Raw genomic sequence first — 17,815 nt, 5'->3', positions numbered from 1 at the left:
GCCCCTGGCGTGCCCGCGGATGCGCGCGGAGTGCCGTGATGCGCCAGCTCCGGTCGCGGCGGTGGCAATGGCGCGGCGTGCTCGGCTTCGGCGTGCTGGCCGCGCTGCTGCTGGCGTTCGCCGCGACCGGCCATGGCGAGGCGCTGCGGCCGAGGTGGATGTTCATGACCCTGGCGATCGCATTGCTCGCGGTCTATGGCCTGAGCCTGGCCTACCTGCTGCGCAGCCTCTGGCACGCCGAGCGACGGCAGGCGCAACTGCTGTCGGACCTGCGCACCGGCAACGAGGACCTGCGGCGCGCGCACCTGGCCGGGGGCGTGGGCACCTGGTGGATCGGGCCGGACGGGGAATGGCTGCACCTGGCGCCGCAGACGATGCAGATGTTCGGGCTGGGCAGGCGCGACGTGGCGGTGGCCGCGTTCGTCGAGCGCGTGCACCCGGACGACCGGCACAAGGTGAAGCGCATCCTGGCGCAGGCCCGCGAAGGCCGCCAGGGATTCGACGTCACCTGCCGGCTGCTGCTGGCGCAGGCCGAGCACTGGATCGCGGTGCGCGGCGCGATGGTGGAGGACGACGGCGAGCGCCGGATGACCGGGACCGTGGTCGACATCAGCGAACGGATGGAGATCGAGGCGCTGGCCACGGACGCGCAGTACCGGTTCCAGCGGATCTTCGAGATCAGCCCGTTGCCGTGCTGGCTGTTCGACCTGGAGACGCTGCGCTTCCTGGAGGTGAACCCCGCGGCGATCCGGCAGTACGGCTACAGCCGGGAGGAGTTCCTGTCGATGCGGATCCTCGACATCGGCCTGCCCGAACAGGCCGAGCGGCTGGCCCAGCAGTTGCGCCAGCCCGATCCGCCCGGGCGCGGCACCTTGCTCACCGTCGTGCACCGGCACCGGGATGGCACGCGCATGGACGTGCGCGTGCACACCACGATGCTGGAGATCGGCGGGCTGCAGGCGCGGCTGGTGCTGGCCGAGAACGTCAGCGAGTACATGGCCTACCAGCGCGAACTCGCGCACCGCGCCAGCCACGACGCGGCCACCGGCCTGCTCAACGTGCCCGCCTTGGCCGAGCAGCTGCAGGAGGCCGCGCTGCCGCGCTATGCGGTCGCGCACGTGCAGCTGCGCGGCCTGCAGCTGATCGGCGACACGCTGGGGCGGCGGGTGGGCGAGGACGTGCTGCACCACCTGTGCGTGCGCCTGCAGTCGCTGGCCGAGGAGTACGGCTGGCTGGCGTTCCAGCCGTCGGAGGATTTCGTGCTCGCGATCGGCGAGGAACACGATCCCGACCGCGCGCTGCAGGCGTTGGAGGCGATGCTGTCCGAGCCGGTGCGCGGGCGCGATTCGCTGCATTCGCTGGACGTGCGCATCGGCGTGGCGCGCTTCCCGGAGGACGGCCTGCGCGCGGACGAGGTGATCGCGCAGGCCGCGCAGGCGGCGCATGCCGCGCGCGAGGCGGATGTCACGGTGATGCACTTCGAGAAGGCCATCGCCACGCGCCTGAGCGAACGCCTGCACCTGATCGGGCGGTTGCACGAGGCGATCGACCGGGGCGAGTTCGAGCTGCACTACCAGCCGATCCTGGACGCGCGCAGCGGTGCGCCGGCGGCGCTGGAGGCGCTGGTGCGCTGGCTCAGCCCCGAGCACCGGCAGGTGTCCACCGGCGAGTTCGTCAAGCTATGCGAGGACACCGGCCTGATCCTGCCGCTGGGGCGATGGGCGATCCACCAGGGCGCGCGCGACCGGCGCCGGCTGGCCGACGCGGGATGGGAGGCGTTGCCGATCGCGATCAACGTGTCGGCGCTGCAGTTCCTCAACTCGGACGTCGCCGGCGACGTGGCCGCCGCCTGCCGCGAGTTCGGCCTGGGCCATGGCGCGCTGCACGTGGAGCTGACCGAGACCAGCCTGGTGCGCGATCCCGACCAGGCGCTGCAGACGATGAACGCCCTGCATGCGCAGGGCGTGCGCATTTCCCTGGACGATTTCGGGACCGGCTTCTCCAGCATGTCCTACCTGCAGCACATGCCGCTGGACTCGCTGAAGATCGATCGCAGTTTCGTCGCCGACGTGGACGGCAACCCGCGCAACGCCGCGATCTGCCGCACGCTGATCACGCTCGGCCACAGCCTCGGCCTGCGCGTCATCGCCGAGGGCGTGGAGCGCCCCGAGCAGCAGGCCTGGCTGGTCGCGAACGGCTGCGACCAGCTGCAGGGCTACCTGCTCGGGACCCCGGCGCCGCTGGACGGGATCATCGCGTACCTGCGCGGCCGCGCCTGAGGCGGCCGCCGGCACGCTGCCAGCGCGCGCCGGTCAGCGGTGCAGCGCGCCGATGGTCGCCGCGGGATAGCGCGCGCCCGCGGCGGCGCCCGGCGGGAACACCGAGCCGATGCGGTCCAGTTCGTCCGGCAGCAGGGTGACGTCCAGCGCCCCGAGGTTCTCCTCGAGGTACTTGATGCGCTTGGTCCCCGGGATGGGCACCAGGTCGTCGCCCTGCGCGAGCACCCAGGCCAGGGCGAGCTGGCTGGCGGTGATGCCCTTGTCGGCGGCGATCGCCTCCACCTGCGCGACCAGTTCGATGTTGCGCGCGAAGTTCTCGCCCTGGAAGCGCGGGGAGTGGCGGCGGTAGTCGTCGGCGTCGAAGTCGTCCGGGCTCTTGAACGCACCGCTGAGGAAGCCGCGCCCGAGCGGCGAGTAGGGCACGAAGCCGATGCCCAGTTCGCGCACGGTGGCGAGCACGCCGTTCTCCTCGGGGTCGCGCGTCCACAGCGAGTATTCGGTCTGCAGCGCGGCGATCGGGTGCACGGCATGCGCGCGGCGGATGGTGGCGGGGGCGGCCTCGGACAGGCCGAGGAAGCGCACCTTGCCCTGTTCGACCAGGCGCGACATCGCGCCGACGGTGTCCTCGATCGGCACGCCGGGATCGACGCGGTGCTGGTAGTACAGGTCGATGTGGTCCACGCCGAGCCGCTTGAGGCTGGCCTCGCACGCGGCCTGCACGTACTCGGGGCGGCCGTCGATGCCGCGCACCTGCGGATCGTTGGGGTCGAGCTTGATGCCGAACTTGGTCGCCAGGAACACCTGGTGGCGGCGGCCGGCGATCGCCTTGCCGACCAGCACCTCGTTGGTGTGGGGGCCGTACATGTCGGCGGTGTCGATGAGGCTGACGCCGCGCTCGAGGGCGCGATGGATGACCGCGATGGAGCCGGCCTCGTCGCTGCGGTCGCCGTAGAACGCGCTCATGCCCATGCAGCCGAGGCCGAGTGCGGAAACCACGGGGCCGTTGCGGCCGAGGGTGCGGGTCTTCATGGGGATCTCCTGTGAGGGGATGGGGCGGGGGCCATGATGACGAGGGGGATGTTGCGGTGGGATGGTGGGAGGTGGGCCGGGATGGGATGCAGTGTTGCGGAGGTTCGTGTTTCTGGTCATCGCTTCTGGCGCGGTGCTGAGCGCCATCGGGCTATGCCCGATGGCCGGGGATCGAAGATCCAGTGTCTTCCTCGCAATTTGTCCGGCTCCTGTTATCCCACTACCGTCATTCCCGCGAAGGCGGGAGGTGCCTTTCAGCAGCCGAACGGCTGATCATCCAGGGACTTTGCTTTTGGGCTCTTTGGGCCTTTGGCGATAAAGGCCAAAGCTTTCGCCTTGCGGCGAGTTACCTTTCTTTGCTTGTGCACGCGCGCCGCAGGAGCGGCGCCGCACGGCGAAGCCGGCCCGAAGGGCGCGGCACAAGGATGTGCCGCGTAAAGAAAAGTAACCAAAAGAAGCGCTTCACAACAGCCGACTGGCTGGTCATGGCTGATCAAGCACACCCCGCCTACGCGCCCACAGCTGCGCTGCGGGTCCGCGGAGCCAATGGGATTTTCGGACGCGACTCGTCCGCTATGCGGCCGAGCCCTGGGCATTCGCCGGGCGGCGAATGCCCGCCCGCCGGGGCGAAGCAGTGCTTCGCCTTTTCCGGCGAGCCCATGTGCGCCGCCCTTCGGGTGTTTCCCATTGACTCCGCCGCTTCGGAGGGGCCGTGCCGCAGTGATATTCGTAGGCCATGGAGGTTGGCGCGCCGCCGCGCGAGGAGATGTTATCCATCTCGTGCGACATCACGAGCAACAGCAACAGCAACAGCACAGTGAACGTGCGGCCGTTCTGGACCCCGGTCAGGCCCGGGGCTGCACGTGTGTGCCGCCGAATACCAGCTGATGCGGGATCGGGCTGCGGATGAAGTCGTGCGGGAAGCCGAGGGGGATGGCGCTGGCGGCGTCCAGGCGGCGGACGTGCTCGGCGTCCAGCGTCACCGCGAGCGCGCCCAGGTTGTCCTGCAGTTGTTCCGGCGTGCGCGCGCCGACGATCGGGATCGGTGCGCCCGGGCGCTGCAGCAGCCAGGCCAGGGCGATCTGCGCGGGGGAGTGGCCGGATTCGGCGGCGATCGCCTTGACCACCTCGCCGATGTCGATGCTGCGCTCGTCGAGCATGTCGTGCGAGTACGCCACCGCGCCGCGGCTGCCGTTCCCGGCGTCGGGCGAGTTGGCTGCGCCCTGCGCGCGCAGGCGCTCCAGGTCGGCGCGGCTGTACTTGCCGGTCAGGATGCCCATCGCCAGCGGCGACCAGGCCAGGACCGACAGGCCCAGTTCGTTGGCCATGGGCAGCAGGTCGCGCTCGACGGTGCGCTGCGCCAGCGAGTACTCGATCTGCAGCGCCACCAGCGGCGACCAGCCGCGCAGTTCGGCCAGCGTCTGCATCCTCGCGACCTGCCAGGCCGGCGTGTCGGAGATGCCGGCGTAGACGATCTTGCCGGCGCGCACCAGGTCGTCGAAGCCGCGCATGATCTCCTCGACCGGGGTGGTGCCGTCCCAGATGTGCAGGTAGAGCAGGTCGAGGTAGTCGGTGCCGAGCCGCTTCAGGCTGGCTTCCACCGACTGGATCATGTTCTTGCGGTGGTTGCCGCCGCCGTTGGGATCGCCGGGGAACGGGTTGAGCGTGTACTTGCTGGCGATCACCAGCCGGTCGCGGCGGCCGGCGGCGAAGCGGCCGAGCAGGGCCTCGGAGCTGCCGTTGGTGTAGATGTTGGCGGTGTCGACGAAGTTGCCGCCGGCATCCACGTAGAGATCGAACAGGCGGCGGGACCCGGCCTCGTCGGCGCCCCAGCCCCAGTCCTGGCCGAAGGTCATCGCACCCAGCGAGATCGGGCTGACGCGCAGGCCGGAGCGGCCGAGCAGGCGGTAATGGTCGAGTTGCATGGCGAACCTCGTTGCGGGGAAGTGCGGTCACTCTAGGAGTGGCGGCGATGCCGATAAATCCGCAAAATCCGAACCTTCCTTGAAGTAGAACTAAATAATCCGGCATTGCGCCGGCAGGGGCCAGGACTCCGGAGGCGGCATGACGCGACCCAATCCACTCCCGGCGGTCGATGCGTTCGTGCGCGTCGCGCGCCACGGCAGCTTCACCCGGGCCGCGGCCGAGCTGGACGTCTCCACCTCGGCGCTGTCGCAGATCGTGCGCGGGCTGGAAGCGCGGCTCGGCGTGCGCCTGCTCAACCGCACCACGCGCCGGGTCGGGCTGACCGAGCACGGCGAGCGCTTCCTGCAGCGGGTGGCGCCGGGGTTGCAGCAGATCGATGCCGCCTTCGCCGACCTGGACTTCCTGCGCGACCGGCCCTCCGGCCTGCTGCGGATCAACCTGGCGGGGGCCGCCGCCGAGCAGCTGATCTGCCCGCATCTGCCCGGATTCCTGGCGCGCTATCCGGACGTGGCCGTGGAGCTGTATGCCGACCGCACGCTGGCCGACATCGTCGCCGGCGGCTTCGATGCCGGCATCCGCCTGGGCGAATCGCTGGCGCGCGACATGGTCGCGGTGCCGATCGGGCCGCGGCTGCGGCAGGCGATCGTCGCCACGCCGGGGTATTTCGAGCGGCACGGCGTGCCGGCCGCGCCCGCCGAGCTGGTCGGCCACGATTGCATCCGCTGGCGGCGCAGCGACGGCCGCATCCAGCCCTGGGAGTTCACCCGCGATGGGCGCGATTTCCAGGTCGAGGTGGAGGGCAGGCTGATCGTCAACGATATGGCGGTCGGGATGGCGGCCCTGCGCCGCGGCGTCGGGCTCGGCCAGGTGTTCGAATGGGAGATCGCGGACGAGGTGGCCGCCGGCGGCCTGCTGCGCGTGCTCGACGACTGGCAGGCGCCGTTCGCGGGCTGGCACCTGTACTACCCGGCGCGCGAGCACATGGCGCCGAAGCTGCGGGTGTTCATCGACTACCTGCGCCGGTGCCTGGGCAACGACCGGGCGGCGTACGGCATCGACGGGGCCGGTCGCGGCTGAAGTCCTCCGCGGCGCGCCCGCGGGGACGGACGCCGATGCGCGCTACGGGTCCCCGCCCAGCGTTTCCACCAGGTAGTCGATGAAGCTGCGCACCTTCGGCGCGAGGTGGCTGCGGCTGGTGTAGACGGCGAACACGCCCAGCGTCGGCGCCTCGTACTCCGGCAGCACCTGCACCAGCCGGCCGGCGGCGAGGTCGTCGGCCACCAGGAAATCCGGCTGCACGATGATGCCCATCCCGGCCAGCGCCGCCTCGCGCAGCACGTCGCCGTTGTTGGCGCGCATTCCGCCGCCGATGCGTATTTCTTCCTCGCCGCCGTCGGCCCGCCGCAGGCGCCATTCCTGGCCGCCGGACCAGTAGCTGTAGGCCAGGCATTCGTGGCCGGCCAGGTCGGCGGGCAGCCGCGGCGTGCCCGCCCGCGCCAGATAGCCGGGAGAGGCGCAGACGAGCACCCGCACCGACGCCAGCCTGCGCGCGATCAGCATGGGCGAGGGCTCGCGGGTGATGCGGATCGCTACGTCGTAGCCTTCCTCGACCATGTCCACGAACCGGTCCGAGAGCGCCAGGTCGAGCGTGACCTGGGGATGGCGGGCGCGGAAGCCGGCCAGCAACGGGCCCAGCCGGGCGATGCCGAAGCTCACTGGCGCGTTGATCCGCAGCAGGCCCGACGGTTGCAGCGCCTGCGCGCCGACCGCCGCTTCCAGGTCGGCGAACTCCGCCAGCAGTTGCACCGCGCGCTGGTAGTAGGCGGTGCCGGCGCTGGTCAGGCTGACCCGGCGCGTGGTGCGGTTGAGCAGGCGGGTACCCAGGCGCTGCTCGAGCGCCGCGACCTGGCGGGTGACGCTGGCGGTGGACCGGTCCAGCGCCTCGGCCGCGGCGCTGAAGCCGTTGCGTTCGGCGACCGCCACGAACACGCGCATCGCGTCCAGGGTGTCCATTTGTTGCGCTTTTAGGAATAAACAATGGATGTAGCCGGTGTTTTATCAGAAAAGCGGCGGGAATAGCCTGCACGTACTTCCGAATGCCTCCCCTGGAGACGCCATGAATACCCCGGTCCGTTCAACGCTGCCCGCCTACGGTGCCGCCCTGCTGCGCGTCACCCTGGGCGGCCTGTTCCTGGTCCACGGCCTGACCAAGCTGCTGGTGTTCACGCCGGCCGGTACCGCCGGCTACTTCCGGTCGCTCGGCCTCCCGGGCGGCCTGGCCTACGTATCGATGGGGCTGGAGCTGCTGCTCGGCCTCACGATGGTCCTGGGCCTCTACGCGCGCTGGTTCGGCCTGCTCGGCGTGCCCCTGCTGCTGGGCACGATCGCGACCGTGCATGGCGCCAACGGCTTCGGCTTCGCCAATCCCGGCGGCGGCTGGGAGTACCCGGCGGTGTGGGCGATCGCCCTGGTGGTGCAGTTCCTGGTCGGCGACGGCGCGTTCGCGCTCAAGTCGCGCTGAGCACGTCGGTCCTGGTCCATGGAGACATCGATGCACGCCCTGCCTTCCCTGTACATCTCGCACGGCTCGCCGATGACCGCGCTGCGGCCCGGCCTGGTCGGTGAGCGGCTGGCCGAGCTGGCGGCGGCGCTGCCGCGCCCGCGCGCGATCGTGGTCGCCTCGGCGCATTGGCTGGGCCGGCGCCCGCTGGTCGGCGGCGCCGCGCGGCTGCCGACCATCCACGACTTCGGCGGCTTCCCGCCCGCGCTGTACGAGATCGAGTACCCGGCGCCGGGCGAGCCGGCGCTGGCCCGGCAGGTCCATCGCCTGCTGGAGCGGGCCGGCCTGCATCCGCAGCTGGACATGCAGCGCGGCCTCGACCACGGCGCCTGGGTACCGCTGCGCCTGCTGTATCCGCAGGCGGACATCCCGGTGGTGCCGCTCTCCATCCAGCCCGAACTCGGGCCGGCGCACCAACTGGCGCTGGGCCGCGCGCTGGCGCCGCTGCGCGACGAGGGCGTGCTGCTGGTCGGCTCCGGCTCGATCACCCACAACCTGCGCGACTGGCGCGGCGACCGTGCCGACGGCGGGGAAGCCCCCTACGTGCGCCCCTTCATCGAATGGGTGGAGCAGCGCCTGCAGGCCGACGACGTACCCGCCTTGCTCGACTACCGGCGCCAGGCGCCGCATGCCGAGCGCGCGCATCCGACCGACGAGCACCTGCTGCCGCTGTACTTCGCGATGGGCGCGGCCGGCGGCGACGCGCTCGGCGCGCAGCGGATCGACGCCGGCATCGACATGGGCTTCCTGGCGATGGACAGCTACCGCTTCGACGGCGACCGGCCGCAACGCCGGACCGCGGCGGGAGCTTGACGATCCGCCTGCGCGGCGCGCATCCACGCAGCCATGCATGAATGCGCGGTGTCGCCGCCCGGCGGCATCCGCGCGCGGCGGTTTCCATCGATCCCCGCGAGCCGTTATGTTCACGGGTGGCGCCGCCGCGTGCGGCGTCGCTCCCCGCGATGGCCCGCCGCGGCGTGCCGTCACCCGTCAAAGGCATACGCGCTCCAACATGCACTCGATCGACGTCGTCCTGGCGATGCTGCTGGCGGTGGCCGCCAGCGGTTACCTCATCCGCATCCTCCCGTTCTCGCTGCCCTTGCCGCTGGTGCAGATCGCGCTGGGCGCGGTGATCGCCGGCGTGTTCGACCGCGGCCACGAGCTGGAGCCGGAACTGTTCTTCCTGCTGTTCCTGCCGCCGCTGCTGTTCCTGGACGGCTGGCGCATCCCCAAGCAGGGCCTGTTCCGCGACAAGGGCGCGATCCTGGAGCTGGCGTTCGGCCTGGTGATCTTCACCGTGGTCGGCGCCGGCCTGCTGATCCACTGGATGATCCCGGCGATGCCGCTGGCGGTGGCGTTCGCGCTGGCGGCGATCATCTCGCCGACCGATCCGGTGGCGGTGTCCTCGATCACCTCGCGGGCGCCGATCCCGAAGCGGCTGATGCATATCCTGGAAGGCGAGTCGCTGCTCAACGACGCCTCCGGCCTGGTGTGCTTCCAGTTCGCGGTGGCGGCGGTGGTCACCGGCACGTTCTCGCTCGCCAATGCCTCGCTGACCTTCCTCTGGGTGGCCCTGGCCGGGCTGGCGGCCGGCGTGGCGGTCACCTTCGGCCTGAGCAGGGTGCAGAGCTGGATCTGGCGCCACTTCGGCGAGGAGCCGGGCTCGGCGATCCTGGTGAACCTGCTCACGCCGTTCGCCGCCTACCTGCTGGCCGAATGGCTGCACGCCTCGGGCATCCTCGCCGCGGTCGCGGCGGGCATCACGATGAGCTACGTGGAACTGCGCGGCAACGCGCCCGGCATCATGCGCGTGCAGCGCTGGGCGGTGTGGGACACGGTGCAGTTCACCTTCAACGGCATCATGTTCGTGCTGCTCGGCGAACAGTTGCCGGGCATCCTGGACGGCGCCGTGCACAGCGTGCGCGAGGCGGGTCACCTCAACCCCTGGTGGCTGGCGGTGTACGTGCTGGCGATCAGCGCGACGCTGGCGGCGCTGCGCTTCATCTGGGTATGGCTGTCGTTGCGCTGGAACCTGTTCAAGGCGCAGCGCCGCGGCGAACAGCGCGCGAGCCCGCCCTGGCGGGTGATGGTGGCGGCGTCGCTGGCCGGCGTGCGCGGCGCGATCACGCTGGCGGGCGTGCTGACCCTGCCGCTGCTGATGCCGGACGGTTCGCCGTTCCCGGCGCGGCAGCTGACGATCTTCCTCGCCACCGCGGTGATCCTGGTCTCGCTGGTGGTGGCCAGCATCGCGCTGCCGCGCCTGCTGAAGGGCCTGGAGCTGCCGGAGGAGCCCAACCACGAGCAGGAGGAGGACCTGGCGCGCACGGCGTCGGCGCGCGCGGCGCTGGAAGCGGTGGAGCGGCTGCGCCGGAAGTACGCGGACGACGAGGCCCTGGCCGAGCGCTACAACGCGGCCGCCACGCAGGTCAGCGCGCTGTACCAGCGCAAGCTCGGCGCGAGCGAGGATGCGGCCGAGCGCGACCCGGTGGAGGCGCGGGCGTACGAGCAGGCGGTGCGGGAGTTGCGCGGCGCGGGGTTGAAGGCGGAGCGCAACGAGTTGTTCAAGTTGGCGCGGGAGCGGCGGATTTCCGATGAGTTGTCGCGGCGGTTGGTGCGGAACCTGGATCTGATCGAGGCGCGGCAGCGTAGTTAGGGAGGGGGCGTGTTGCTGCGGCGCGGCTGCGTTGTTGTTTGGGGGATACGGCGTTCTGGCGCTCTCTCCCTGTCGCCGTCCCCGCGCAGGCAGGGGTGAAGCGACGCTGGTTGCGAGCCATTGGCTCGCGTGGCGCTGAACGCCATCGGGCTATGTCCGATGGCCGGGGGCGAAGACCCAGCGACTTTTTCGCTATCTATCTATCCGGTCCTCGTAATCTCTCTATCGTCATTCCCGCGAAGGCGGGAGGCGCTTTCCAGCAGCCGAACGGCTGATCATCCAGGGACGTTGCTTTTGGCCTTTTGGGCCTTTGGCAATAAAGCCAAAAGCTTTCGCCTTTGGCGAGTCACTTTTCTTTGCTTGTGCACGCGCGCCGCAGGAGCGGCGCCGCACGGCGGAGCCGGCCCGAAGGGCGCGGCACAAGGATGTGCCGCGTAAAGAAAAGTAACCAAAAGAAGCGCTTCACAGCAGCCGAAGCGCTTCACAACAGCCGAATGGCTGGTCATGGCTGATCAAGCACACCCCGCCTGCGCGCCCGCAGCTGCGCTGCGGGTTCGCGGAGCCGGCAGGATTTTTCGACGCGACCTCCTGTCGCGGCGAAAAACGACGTGCTCGTCCGCTACGCGGCCGAGTCCGGGGCATTCGCCGCGCGGCGAATGCCCGCCCGCCGGGGCGAAGCAGTGCTTCGCCTTTTTCCGGCGAGCCCATGCACGTCGCCCTTCGGGTTTTTCCCGCCGTCTCCGCCGCTTCGGAGGGGCCGCGCCGCAACGATATTCGTAGGCCATGGAGGTTGGCGCGCCGCCGCGCGGGGAGGTGTTACCCATCTCGTGCAAAATCACGAGCAACGGCAACAGCCGCTCCCCGGCTGTCGCCAGTCGTCTGATGAAGAACCAGACGGGACTTGGTCCCGCTCGCCATTCCGCCTAGCCTATGCGGCGACTTCGTCGTTCTTCCAGGGTTTTACGTGAATCCGATCGTTTCCATCCAGGGATTGAGCAAGACCTATGCCGGGGGCTTCCAGGCGCTCAGGCAGGTCGATCTGGACATCCGGCAGGGCGAGATCTTCGCGCTGCTCGGCCCCAACGGGGCGGGCAAGACCACGTTGATCAGCATCGTCTGCGGGTTGGTCAACCCGAGCACGGGGCGGGTGCTGGCCGATGGCCACGACATCGTGCGCGACTACCGCGCGGCGCGGGCGGCGATCGGGCTGGTGCCGCAGGAGCTGTCCACCGACGCGTTCGAGACGGTGTGGGCGACCATGCGCTTCAGCCGCGGGCTGTTCGGCAAGCCGCCCAATCCCGGCTACCTGGAGCAGGTGCTGCGCGAGCTGTCGCTGTGGGACAAGCGCGACAGCAAGATCTCCACGCTGTCCGGCGGCATGAAGCGGCGCGTGCTGATCGCCAAGGCGCTGGCGCACGAGCCCAAGATCCTGTTCCTCGACGAGCCCACCGCCGGCGTGGACGTGGAACTGCGCCACGGCATGTGGCAGATGGTGCGGCGGCTGCGCGAGCAGGGCACCACCATCATCCTGACCACGCACTACATCGAGGAAGCCGAGGAGATGGCCGACCGCGTCGGCGTGATCAACCGCGGCGAACTGGTGCTGGTCGAGGACAAGCACACGCTGATGCGCAAGCTCGGCAAGAAGCAGCTGGCGCTGACGCTGCAGGCGCCGCTGGCGCGGTTGCCCGAAGAGTTGCAGGGGCTGCCGCTGGAACTGGCGGCCGGCGGCGCCACGCTGGTCTACACCTTCGACGCGCAGGCCGAGGACACCGGCATCGCGCCGCTGCTGCGGCGGCTGGAGGCGCTCGGCATCGACTTCAAGGACCTGCATACCAGCGAGAGCTCGCTGGAGGAGATCTTCGTCAGCCTGGTGCATGGGGCGCGCCGGCCGGAGGTGCGCGCATGAACCTGCATGCGATCGCGGCGATCTACCGCTTCGAGATGGCGCGCGCGTTCCGCACGCTGATGCAGTCGATCGCCTCGCCGGTGCTGTCGACCTCGCTGTACTTCGTGGTGTTCGGCGCGGCGATCGGCTCGCGCATGGGCGATGTCGACGGCATCGGCTACGGCGCCTTCATCATCCCGGGCCTGGTGATGCTCTCGCTGCTCGGCGAAAGCATTTCCAACGCTTCCTTCGGCATCTACATGCCGCGCTGGGCCGGCACGATCTACGAGGTGCTGTCCGCGCCGGTGGCCTGGTGGGAGATCCTGGTCGGCTACGTCGGCGCGGCGGCGACCAAGTCGGTGATCCTGGGCGTGCTGATCCTGGCCACCGCGCGCCTGTTCGTCGACTACGAGATCGCCCATCCGTTCTGGATGGCCGGATTCCTGGTCCTGACCGCGGCGACCTTCAGCCTGTTCGGCTTCATCATCGGCATCTGGGCCGACGGCTTCGAGAAGCTGCAGGTGATCCCGCTGATGGTGGTCACGCCGCTGACCTTCCTGGGCGGCAGCTTCTACTCGATCAACATGCTGCCGCCGCTGTGGCAGAAGATCAGCCTGTTCAACCCGGTGGTGTACCTGGTCAGCGGCTTCCGCTGGAGCTTCTACGGCAAGGCCGACGTGCACATCGCGGTCAGCACGGGGATGACGCTGGCGTTCCTGCTGCTGTGCCTGGGCATCGTCTGGGCGATCTTCCGCAGCGGGTACCGGCTCAAGCCGTGATGCGCGAACCCGGGGCGCCTTCGCGCCCCGGGTTCGCGCTTACTTGGCGGCCAGGAAGTACGGCTCGACCGTGCCCTTGAGCTTGAGCGTCATCGGGTTGCCGCGGCGGTCGCGCGCCTTGCCGGCCTGGACGCGGATCCAGCCTTCGCTGACCGAGTATTCCTCCACGTCGTCGCGCTCGATGCCGTTGAAGCGGACGCCCACGCCGCGCGCCAGCACGTCGGCATCGTGGAAGGGGCTCTGCGGGTTCACCGCCAGGCGGTCGGGAGGGGTATCGCTCATTCTGGATCTGCACGAAAGGGCCGTTGGGAGGGCGCAAGTTTAAACCGTGCGCCCCGGGGCGGCTTCCCCGATGCGGGCGCGGGGAGGAAAATCGCGGAGTTTCCCCTTGCGATGCCGCCCATGCCCGACAACAGCGCCGATTACGAAGAGTTCGACGAGCTGCCGTCCGATTTCGACGAGGACGACCACCCCGCGCGGGTCTGGAACCTGCTCGTGCTGATCAACCCGGGCGACGAGGAAGGCGCGCTGCGCCAGTTCGACGCCTGGCGCGAGGCCATGGGCGGCGAGGTCGCCGACGGCGGCGACGAGGCGTGGCTGTGGGCGCTGAAGGATGCGATCGACTGGCAGTCGGGCTTCTACGTGGACTGGAAGGACGTGGAATCGTTCGTGTCCGCCATGGACGAACTGGCCGCGCGCTGGAACCTGCGCATCGACTGGGGCGGCGACCTGGACGACGAGGACTTCGTCGCCGGGGTGGACGTGCCCGCGCTGATGGCCACCGCCTACGACCGCCTGCGCGAGCACGGCTATTCGCTGTGGAACTGGAACACCGGCGAGGACGCCTACGCGGGGTGGATCGCGCTCAGCCGCGACGACGAGGCGATGCTGGCGCTGACCTCGCTGCTGGGCGTGGAAGTGCGGCCCGGCAACGACGCGTTCTGAACGCGCGCCGCTAGCGCCACGCCTGCCGCAGTCCAGCGGCCTCGCCCAGCAGCGGGTCGCGCGCGGGAAGCGGTACCTGCCCGATCCGCGCGTCCGCGGCCGGGCGTTCCTCCGGCTCGCCGCGCATCAGGTCGGGTTCGCGGCCGCCCGGGTAGGCGCCGACCACCTGGAATTCGGCGCTGGCGTCGAGGCGCTTGTGGCCCACGCCGGCCGGGATGACCAGCACGTCGCCGGCCTGGACCCGCACGGCGCGGCCTTGCTCGCCGCCGAGCTGCAGCGTGGCGGAGCCGGCGTGGACGCCGAGCACTTCGTGGGTGTTGCTGTGGTAGTGGTGGAACGGATAGATCGTCCAGCGCCAGGCGCCGGTCCAGCCGTTCTCGGCGAAGCGCCGTTCCAGCCAGGCGGCGCCGGCGTCGCCGCGCGCCGCGAACGCATCGCGGTACAGCAGCAGCGGCAGGCGGCTGTTGGGGATCGCACCGTCGTCGGCGAAATGCAGGTGCTCGGGCGCCGGCGGCGTCGCCGCGGCGGGAGCGGCGGCCATGGCGGCGCCCAGCAGGGCGGTGGGGAACGAGGCGGGCATTGCGACCTCCGCAGGCATTGTCGACCGGGAGGCCGAGGATGCCCTGGCCGGCGTGGCCGCGGTGTCGTCGGCTCCCGGGGCCGCGGCTACGGGTGCTCGCCGCGCGCCTGCGCGCGCGCATTGGCGATCAGCGCCTTGAGCCGGGCGCGGTCGGTGTGGCGGGAGATCGGGATGGCGCCGAACAGGATCGCCTGTTCGCGCATTTCCGCGGTCACGTCGTAGTGCGCGCCGCTGAGCTTGTTCTGGAAGGCGCGGCGGGGAATGCCCAGCCGCGCCGCCATCGCGTGCAGTTCGTCCAGCGTGTCGGCGAGCAGGTGCGCCCAGCGCTGGCCGCGCCAGGGGTGCACCGCATCGTCGATATAGACGGCCATCGCGCAGGTCAGGACGCCGGCTTGGCGTCTTCGCCCTCGGGGTGGGCGTCCTCGGTCCCGGTGGCGGCGTCCTCGCCTTCCCCGTCGCCTTCGATGCCCTCGAACTCGGCGACCAACCCGGCCAGGTATTCCTCGGCGCTCTTGCCTTCATCGGCGGCGAGGTCGTCGATCATCTGCTGCAGCTGCTCGGAGTAGTGCAGGCTGACGGTCTTGCCTTCCTTTTCCTGCACGTTGGCCAGGTGCTTGAGCATGGCCAGCATCGGCACCGGGTTGTCCGCGCTGCCCATGGTCTGGCCGCCGATGCCGAGCAGCCATTCGCCGCCGGCCTGCTGGCCGATCGCGGCCACCACGCGGCCCTCGCCGTCCTGCAGCACGGCATGGTTGGCGACCGGCTGCTCGCGGTCGAGCCGGGCGAACGGGCGCCTGGGCTGCTTCTTCTTGCGCTGGTCGCGCTTGGCCTTGGAATTGCGGGACACGTGAACCCTGATGTCGTGGCGGGCGGCCATTCTAGGCGTTCGCGACCGGGGCCGCAGGCGGCCTGCGCGCAGCGCGCTTGACTACAGGTGTAGACAGGCATAGTGTCTACACCTGTAGTCAAACCGGAGGCCCGCATGCCCCGCAAGACCATCGGCGACCAGGAACTGGCGCTGCTGCAGTACGTGTCCGAGCTCGGCGACGCTTCCGCCAGCGAGGTGGCGGGAGCGTTCGGCGAGCCGCGCGGGCTGGCGCGCTCGACGGTGCTGACCATGCTCGAGCGGCTTCGCGGCAAGGGCTACCTGCGCCGGCGCCAGGTCGGCGGGGTCTACCGCTACGCCTCCGCCGCGCGCCCGGACGACGTGGTGCGCTCGGCGGTGGGGCGCTTCGTCGCGACCACGCTGCAGGGATCGGTCTCGCCGTTCGTGGCCTGGATGTCCGAACGCCGCGACATCAGCCAGGACGAACTGGCCGAGCTGGAGGCGCTGGTCGCCACGCTGCAGTCGCGGCGCAAGGAGGACTGACATGGACGCGATGGCGGGATGGGCCGGGGTGGTGCTGGGACGGCTGGCGCTGGCGGTGCTGCAATCGCTGCCGCTGGCGGCGCTGGTGTGGATGCTGTGCCGCTGGCTGCCCCGGCTCGGCGCCGCCCGGCGTTGCTGGCTGTGGTGGCTGGTGAGCCTGCAACTGCTGGCCGGGTTGGTTTGGCCGGCGCCGGTGATGCTGCACTGGTTGCCGGCGCCTGCCGCCGCCGAGCCGGTCGTGGCGATGCCTGCCCTGCCGCCGATGCCGGCGGATGCGCTCTCCCTGCCGCAGGCCACGGCGCCGGTCGCGGCGGCCGGCACCGCCTGGTCCGACCTGGTTCCCCTGGTGCTGTTGTCGATATGGGCCGTCGGTGTGCTGTGGATGGCATGGCGCAGCCTGCGCGACTGGCGCGCGGTGCGGCGGCGCATCGCCGAAGCCTCGCCGCTCGTGCCCGGGCCGGTGCAGCAGCGCTGCCGCGAACTGGCGCGCCGGTTGCGGGTCGCGCCGCCGGCGCTGCGCCTGAGCGGAGCGATCGATTCGCCGCAGCTCGTCGGCGTGCTGGAGCCGCACCTGCTGCTGCCGGCGCGAATGCTGCCGCTGCTCCCGGACGATGCCATCGACATGGCGCTGCGCCACGAACTGGCGCACCTGCAGCGCCGCGACCTGCTGTGGGGCTGGTGGCCGGCGCTGGCGCAGCACCTGTTCTTCTTCCATCCGGTCGCGCACCTGGCCGCGCGCGAGTACGCGCTGGCGCGCGAGGCCGCGTGCGACGCCGCGGTGCTGGCCGATCCGCGCGTGGCGCCGCAGGACTACGGCCGCCTGCTGCTGCAGTTCGGCGTGGCGCCGCGCGCGGTCGCCGTGGCCGGCGCCGCATCGCCCGATTTCGTCGCCCTCAAGAGGAGGCTCGTCATGTTGCAATCGCATGTTCCCGCCTGGCGCGTCGCCGGGCCGCTGCTGGTGGCGGTGGTCGGCGCGCTGGGCGTGATGCCTTACCGCGTCGTCGCGCAACCGGAACTCGATCCCGCGCAGCGGGCCAACCAGGCCGCCTCGTCCAGGCCCGCTGCCTCGCCGGCACCGGCACCGGCGGCGGCGATCGCCGCGCCCGCACCGGCTCCCGAACCGGCGGCGCTGCCGCGGCCTCCCGCGCCGCCCGCCGCGCCCACCGCGCCCGAGGCGCCACCCATGCCGGAGCCCCCGGCGCCGCCGAAGCCGCCGCGTCCCGATGCCGGCATGTCGTTGATCGAGCTCGACGACGGCCGCGCGCTGGCCTGGGTGCTGATCGAGGATGGCCATACGCACGCGGTCGGCCAGTCGCCGGATGTGGCGGCGGCGCGCAGGCTGCGCGAGGGGAACGCGCCGGTCTGGTGGTTCCGCCAGGGCGATGCGCGCTACGTCGTGCGCGATCCGGGCACGATCGCCCGCCTCAAGCGCGCATACGAGCCGGTGACAGCGCTCGACCGGCAGCAGGGCGAGCTGGGCCGGCAGCAAGGCGCGCTCGGCGGCAAGCAAGGCGAGCTGGGAGCGCAGATCGCCGCGCTGGCGGCGCGCCAGGCGCAGCTGGCGACCGGCGGCGGGCGCGACGCCGCCGGGCAGGAGGCGCTGTCGAGCCGGATCGAGGCGCTGGCCGAGCGCCAGCGCACGCTGGGCGAACAGCAGCGCGAACTGGGGGATCGCCAGTCGGCGATCGGCGAGCGCCAGAAGGCGGCCGTGGAAGGCCTGCTCGACGAAGCCAACCGCCTGGCGGCCGAGACCGTCCGCAACGGCACCGCGCAGCGCCTGTAGCCGCGCGCGCGGGCCTGCCGCGGT

The 17,815-nt window shown here is 70.9% G+C and carries 17 protein-coding genes; 10 read left to right on the top strand and 7 right to left on the bottom strand.

What is annotated here, in order from left to right:
• Positions 1-38 precede the first annotated feature (38 nt).
• Positions 39-2,279, top strand: a complete 2,241-nt coding sequence (locus FD678_RS18265; protein WP_140727358.1) for a putative bifunctional diguanylate cyclase/phosphodiesterase — start codon at positions 39-41, stop codon at positions 2,277-2,279.
• A 33-nt stretch (positions 2,280-2,312) separates the two neighbouring features.
• On the opposite strand, the gene FD678_RS18260 is transcribed toward FD678_RS18265, so the two are convergent.
• Both FD678_RS18260 and FD678_RS18255 read right to left on the bottom strand, forming a co-directional pair.
• Positions 2,313-3,308 carry an aldo/keto reductase gene (locus FD678_RS18260; protein ID WP_140727356.1) on the bottom strand — a complete coding sequence of 332 codons (996 nt, stop codon included), beginning with the start codon at positions 3,306-3,308 and terminating at the stop codon, positions 2,313-2,315.
• A gap of 845 nt (positions 3,309-4,153) precedes the next feature.
• Positions 4,154-5,233 (bottom strand): aldo/keto reductase, encoded by a 1,080-nt coding sequence (locus FD678_RS18255; RefSeq protein WP_140727354.1) that lies wholly within the window; start codon positions 5,231-5,233, stop codon positions 4,154-4,156.
• Between the two features lie 139 nt (positions 5,234-5,372).
• Between FD678_RS18255 and FD678_RS18250 the strand changes: the two genes are divergently transcribed.
• Positions 5,373-6,311 (top strand): LysR family transcriptional regulator, encoded by a 939-nt coding sequence (locus FD678_RS18250; RefSeq protein WP_140727351.1) that lies wholly within the window; start codon positions 5,373-5,375, stop codon positions 6,309-6,311.
• A gap of 42 nt (positions 6,312-6,353) precedes the next feature.
• Here the strand turns inward: FD678_RS18250 and FD678_RS18245 are convergent, their stop codons facing one another.
• The gene (locus FD678_RS18245; protein ID WP_140727349.1) at positions 6,354-7,247 is read right to left on the bottom strand and encodes a LysR family transcriptional regulator; all 894 of its coding nucleotides are present in this window, start codon (positions 7,245-7,247) and stop codon (positions 6,354-6,356) included.
• A gap of 103 nt (positions 7,248-7,350) precedes the next feature.
• On the opposite strand from FD678_RS18245, the gene FD678_RS18240 reads away from it, so the two are divergent.
• The 5 genes from FD678_RS18240 (at position 7,351) to FD678_RS18220 (ending at position 13,114) form a co-directional block, all read left to right on the top strand.
• On the top strand, positions 7,351-7,755 hold the full coding sequence (locus FD678_RS18240) for a DoxX family protein (RefSeq protein WP_140727347.1): 405 nt from the start codon (positions 7,351-7,353) through the stop codon (positions 7,753-7,755).
• 30 nt (positions 7,756-7,785) lie between these two features.
• Positions 7,786-8,607, top strand: coding sequence for a DODA-type extradiol aromatic ring-opening family dioxygenase (locus FD678_RS18235; RefSeq protein ID WP_140727345.1), 822 nt, complete (start codon positions 7,786-7,788; stop codon positions 8,605-8,607).
• Positions 8,608-8,806: 199 nt separating this feature from the next.
• Positions 8,807-10,447 (top strand): Na+/H+ antiporter, encoded by a 1,641-nt coding sequence (locus FD678_RS18230; protein ID WP_140727343.1) that lies wholly within the window; start codon positions 8,807-8,809, stop codon positions 10,445-10,447.
• Positions 10,448-11,411: 964 nt separating this feature from the next.
• The gene (locus FD678_RS18225; protein WP_140727341.1) at positions 11,412-12,356 is read left to right on the top strand and encodes an ABC transporter ATP-binding protein; all 945 of its coding nucleotides are present in this window, start codon (positions 11,412-11,414) and stop codon (positions 12,354-12,356) included.
• Positions 12,353-13,114 (top strand): ABC transporter permease, encoded by a 762-nt coding sequence (locus tag FD678_RS18220; protein ID WP_140727339.1) that lies wholly within the window; start codon positions 12,353-12,355, stop codon positions 13,112-13,114. Before FD678_RS18225 ends, FD678_RS18220 begins: the two co-directional genes overlap by 4 nt.
• Positions 13,115-13,153: 39 nt before the next feature.
• Here the strand turns inward: FD678_RS18220 and FD678_RS18215 are convergent, their stop codons facing one another.
• On the bottom strand, positions 13,154-13,396 hold the full coding sequence (locus FD678_RS18215; RefSeq protein WP_140727337.1) for a DUF3297 family protein: 243 nt from the start codon (positions 13,394-13,396) through the stop codon (positions 13,154-13,156).
• 120 nt (positions 13,397-13,516) lie between these two features.
• Between FD678_RS18215 and FD678_RS18210 the strand changes: the two genes are divergently transcribed.
• Complete coding sequence (locus FD678_RS18210; protein ID WP_140727335.1) at positions 13,517-14,059, top strand: DUF6630 family protein; 543 nt, start codon at positions 13,517-13,519, stop codon at positions 14,057-14,059.
• Between the two features lie 10 nt (positions 14,060-14,069).
• Here FD678_RS18210 and FD678_RS18205 read toward each other — a convergent pair whose 3' ends face one another.
• The 3 genes from FD678_RS18205 to FD678_RS18195 form a co-directional block, all read right to left on the bottom strand.
• Positions 14,070-14,639: a cupin domain-containing protein gene (locus tag FD678_RS18205; protein WP_256661975.1), complete on the bottom strand. Its 570-nt coding sequence runs from the start codon at positions 14,637-14,639 to the stop codon at positions 14,070-14,072.
• An 86-nt stretch (positions 14,640-14,725) separates the two neighbouring features.
• Complete coding sequence (locus FD678_RS18200) at positions 14,726-15,010, bottom strand: DUF4031 domain-containing protein (RefSeq protein ID WP_140727330.1); 285 nt, start codon at positions 15,008-15,010, stop codon at positions 14,726-14,728.
• An 8-nt stretch (positions 15,011-15,018) separates the two neighbouring features.
• A complete protein-coding gene (locus FD678_RS18195; protein ID WP_218569833.1) occupies positions 15,019-15,516 on the bottom strand; it encodes a hypothetical protein in 498 nt (165 codons plus the stop codon).
• A 105-nt stretch (positions 15,517-15,621) separates the two neighbouring features.
• On the opposite strand from FD678_RS18195, the gene FD678_RS18190 reads away from it, so the two are divergent.
• Positions 15,622-16,008, top strand: coding sequence for a BlaI/MecI/CopY family transcriptional regulator (locus FD678_RS18190; RefSeq protein WP_140727328.1), 387 nt, complete (start codon positions 15,622-15,624; stop codon positions 16,006-16,008).
• Between the two features lies 1 nt (position 16,009).
• Positions 16,010-17,791, top strand: coding sequence for a M56 family metallopeptidase (locus FD678_RS18185; protein ID WP_140727326.1), 1,782 nt, complete (start codon positions 16,010-16,012; stop codon positions 17,789-17,791).
• Positions 17,792-17,815 lie beyond the last annotated feature (24 nt).

Origin of the sequence: Pseudomonas sp. Hp2, from assembly GCF_006386585.1 — a bacterium.
GTDB lineage: Bacteria > Pseudomonadota > Gammaproteobacteria > Xanthomonadales > Xanthomonadaceae > Pseudomonas_S > Pseudomonas_S boreopolis.
Note: the sequence above shows the minus strand (reverse complement) of the source record. Positions and strands in the feature narration are given on the sequence as shown.

What these genes read in the sequence shown, in the direction of transcription:
- FD678_RS18265 (WP_140727358.1), top strand. Translation starts at nt 39, where the DNA reads ATGCGCCAGCTCCGGTCGCGGCGGTGGCAATGGCGCGGCGTGCTCGGC.
- FD678_RS18260 (WP_140727356.1), bottom strand. Translation starts at nt 3,308, where the DNA reads ATGAAGACCCGCACCCTCGGCCGCAACGGCCCCGTGGTTTCCGCACTC.
- FD678_RS18255 (WP_140727354.1), bottom strand. Translation starts at nt 5,233, where the DNA reads ATGCAACTCGACCATTACCGCCTGCTCGGCCGCTCCGGCCTGCGCGTC.
- FD678_RS18250 (WP_140727351.1), top strand. Translation starts at nt 5,373, where the DNA reads ATGACGCGACCCAATCCACTCCCGGCGGTCGATGCGTTCGTGCGCGTC.
- FD678_RS18245 (WP_140727349.1), bottom strand. Translation starts at nt 7,247, where the DNA reads ATGGACACCCTGGACGCGATGCGCGTGTTCGTGGCGGTCGCCGAACGC.
- FD678_RS18240 (WP_140727347.1), top strand. Translation starts at nt 7,351, where the DNA reads ATGAATACCCCGGTCCGTTCAACGCTGCCCGCCTACGGTGCCGCCCTG.
- FD678_RS18235 (WP_140727345.1), top strand. Translation starts at nt 7,786, where the DNA reads ATGCACGCCCTGCCTTCCCTGTACATCTCGCACGGCTCGCCGATGACC.
- FD678_RS18230 (WP_140727343.1), top strand. Translation starts at nt 8,807, where the DNA reads ATGCACTCGATCGACGTCGTCCTGGCGATGCTGCTGGCGGTGGCCGCC.
- FD678_RS18220 (WP_140727339.1), top strand. Translation starts at nt 12,353, where the DNA reads ATGAACCTGCATGCGATCGCGGCGATCTACCGCTTCGAGATGGCGCGC.
- FD678_RS18215 (WP_140727337.1), bottom strand. Translation starts at nt 13,396, where the DNA reads ATGAGCGATACCCCTCCCGACCGCCTGGCGGTGAACCCGCAGAGCCCC.
- FD678_RS18210 (WP_140727335.1), top strand. Translation starts at nt 13,517, where the DNA reads ATGCCCGACAACAGCGCCGATTACGAAGAGTTCGACGAGCTGCCGTCC.
- FD678_RS18205 (WP_256661975.1), bottom strand. Translation starts at nt 14,639, where the DNA reads ATGCCCGCCTCGTTCCCCACCGCCCTGCTGGGCGCCGCCATGGCCGCC.
- FD678_RS18200 (WP_140727330.1), bottom strand. Translation starts at nt 15,010, where the DNA reads ATGGCCGTCTATATCGACGATGCGGTGCACCCCTGGCGCGGCCAGCGC.
- FD678_RS18195 (WP_218569833.1), bottom strand. Translation starts at nt 15,516, where the DNA reads ATGGCCGCCCGCCACGACATCAGGGTTCACGTGTCCCGCAATTCCAAG.
- FD678_RS18190 (WP_140727328.1), top strand. Translation starts at nt 15,622, where the DNA reads ATGCCCCGCAAGACCATCGGCGACCAGGAACTGGCGCTGCTGCAGTAC.
- FD678_RS18185 (WP_140727326.1), top strand. Translation starts at nt 16,010, where the DNA reads ATGGACGCGATGGCGGGATGGGCCGGGGTGGTGCTGGGACGGCTGGCG.